Source organism: uncultured Pontibacter sp. (assembly GCF_947495565.1).
GTDB lineage: Bacteria > Bacteroidota > Bacteroidia > Cytophagales > Hymenobacteraceae > Pontibacter.
Genome location: NZ_CANLZM010000029.1, coordinates 2,501 through 5,374, shown reverse-complemented (window position 1 = coordinate 5,374; position 2,874 = coordinate 2,501). Strand labels below are relative to the sequence as shown.

Here is a 2,874-nt window from a genome sequence, read left to right as displayed (position 1 = left end):
TTCTGCTGCTGCGGGCAACCCTGGCTGCCGCAGCTTTTGGGTATGTTGTGGTGTGAAAAAGGAAAAGGGGGGCAGCGGGATTTCTCCTGCTGCCCCCCTTTGGTGGGTTGGCGGCCACCTACTCTCCCGGGTGTGACCCCAGTACCATCGGCGCTCCCGGGCTTAACTGCTCTGTTCGGAATGGGAAGAGGTGCTCACCGGGGCCATAGCCGCCATTGCCTTGGTGCGGTCTTGGTCGCACTTGTGCCTGTTGCTATGAATATGCAATGCTTGTATAGACATGAATGTGGGGGAGAGACAAAGAAAGAGGTGAGAGCGGCGGGCCGGCAAACCGTACCGGACGCGCCCGGGCAATTAGTACCGCTCGGCTGTGACATTTCTGCCTTTACACCTGCGGCCTATCGACGTGGTCGTCTTCCACGGCCCTTCAAGGGAGATCTCATCTTGGGGCGGGTTTCGCACTTAGATGCTTTCAGCGCTTATCCCGTCCGAGCGTAGCTACCCTGCGCTGCGGCTGGCGCCACAACAGGTCCACCAGAGGCTCGTCCAACCCGGTCCTCTCGTACTAAGGTCAGGACCCCTCAAATCTCCTACGCCCACAACAGATAGGGACCGAACTGTCTCACGACGTTCTGAACCCAGCTCGCGTGCCACTTTAATCGGCGAACAGCCGAACCCTTGGGACCTTCTCCAGCCCCAGGACGTGACGAGCCGACATCGAGGTGCCAAACCTCCCCGTCGATATGAGCTCTTGGGGGAGATCAGCCTGTTATCCCCAGAGTACCTTTTATCCTTTGAGCGATGGCCCTTCCATGCGGAACCACCGGATCACTATATCCGTCTTTCGACCCTGCTCGGCTTGTGGGCCTCACAGTCAAGCGCCCTTATGCTATTGCGCTCTGCGCACGGTTACCAAGCGTGCTGAGGGCACCTTTGAAAGCCTCCGTTACTGTTTTGGAGGCGACCACCCCAGTCAAACTACCCACCAAGCACTGTCCCCCATCGTATGAGGTTAGGCGCCAAGCAACTCAAGGGCTGTATTTCAAGGACGAATCCGCGACGCCTGGCGACGCCGCTTCACATTCTCCAGCCTATCCTACACATGAGTTACCCAGCGTCAATGCTAAGCTATAGTAAAGGTTCATGGGGTCTTTCCGTCCCGTTGCGGGTACTCGGCATCTTCACCGAGACTACAATTTCACCGAGCTCACGGCTGAGACAGCGCCCAGATCGTTACACCATTCGTGCAGGTCGGAACTTACCCGACAAGGAATTTCGCTACCTTAGGACCGTTATAGTTACGGCCGCCGTTTACCGGGGCTTCGATTCAATGCTTCGCCTTGCGGCTGACATCCCCTCTTAACCTTCCGGCACCGGGCAGGTGTCAGGCCTTATACTTCATCTCTCGATTTCGCAAAGCCATGTGTTTTTGTTAAACAGTCGCCTGGGCCTTTTCACTGCGGCTTCTCCATCGCTGGAGGAAGCACCCCTTCTCCCGAAGTTACAGGGTCATTTTGCCGAGTTCCTTGGCCGTGATTCACTCGAGCACCTTAGGATTCTCTCCTCGACCACCTGTGTCGGTTTGCGGTACGGGCGGCCATGCAGTCAAACACTTAGCGGGTTTTCTCGGGAGCCTGGTTAGGGACACTCGCCTCCCCCGAGGGGTCGGCGTACTTTCCGCTTTCGGCTAGTCCGGCGTACTTCACGACCGGTCCAATACCTACGGCGTTAAGCGCACTATTCCGTCAGTGCGCGGTCCTTTCACTTCTCCGTCACCGCATCGCTATGCATGGCCGGTGCTGGAATATTAACCAGCTGTCCATCGAACTGCGCTTTCGCCTCGCCCTTAGGACCCGACTAACCCTGATCCGATTAGCGTTGATCAGGAAACCTTGGTCTTTCGGTGTGCGGGTTTCTCGCCCGCATTATCGTTACTTATGCCTACATTTGCTTTTCCAGAAGCTCCAGCGCCCCTTGCCGGGACGCCTTCGTCGCCGCTGGAATGCTCCCCTACCAGTGTATAAATACAATCCGCAGCTTCGGTATTAGACTTGATGCCCGATTATTATCGATGCCCTCTCGCTCGACCAGTGAGCTGTTACGCACTCTTTAAAGGAATGGCTGCTTCCAAGCCAACCTCCTGGCTGTCTAAGCAAGTGGACCCCCTTTGTTCAACTTAGTCTAAATTTAGGGACCTTAGCTGGCGGTCTGGGTTCTTTCCCTCTCGGCCTGGGACCTTAGCACCCCAAGCCTCACTGCCGCGTATATCTGGTGGCATTCGGAGTTCGTCAGGATTCGGTAGGATTTGACTCCCCCTAGTCCTATCGGTAGCTCTACCTCCACCAGACTCCACCGCGACGCTGCCCCTAAAGGCATTTCGGGGAGTACGAGCTATTTCTCAGTTTGATTGGCCTTTCACCCCTACCCACAGGTCATCCAAATACTTTTCAACGTAAACTGGTTCGGACCTCCAACTGGTTTTACCCAGCCTTCATCCTGCCCATGGGTAGATCACAAAGTTTCGCGTCTACCCCCCCTGACTGCGCGCCCTGTTCAGACTCGCTTTCGCTGCGGCTCCGTGTCTCAAGACACTTAACCTTGCCAGGGAGGAGTAACTCGTAGGCTCATTATGCAAAAGGCACGCCGTCACTGCACAAAGCAGCTCCGACCGCTTGTAAGCGCACGGTTTCAGGATCTGTTTCACCCCGTTATTCACGGTGCTTTTCACCTTTCCCTCACGGTACTGGTTCACTATCGGTCTCTCAGGAGTATTTAGCCTTAGCGGATGGTGCCGCTGGATTCAGGCGGGATTTCTCCGGTCCCGCCCTACTCAGGATGCCACTAGGGCCAAGCAGCTTACGCACACGGGACTAT

At 56.1% G+C, this 2,874-nt stretch carries 2 rRNA genes (1 of these 2 running past the window's edge); both read right to left on the bottom strand.

What is annotated here, in order from left to right:
- Positions 1-105 precede the first annotated feature (105 nt).
- Positions 106-217, bottom strand: a 5S ribosomal RNA gene (gene rrf, locus Q1B04_RS19875).
- A 117-nt stretch (positions 218-334) separates the two neighbouring features.
- Positions 335-2,874, bottom strand: a 23S ribosomal RNA gene (locus tag Q1B04_RS19870) (it continues 351 nt past the right edge of the window).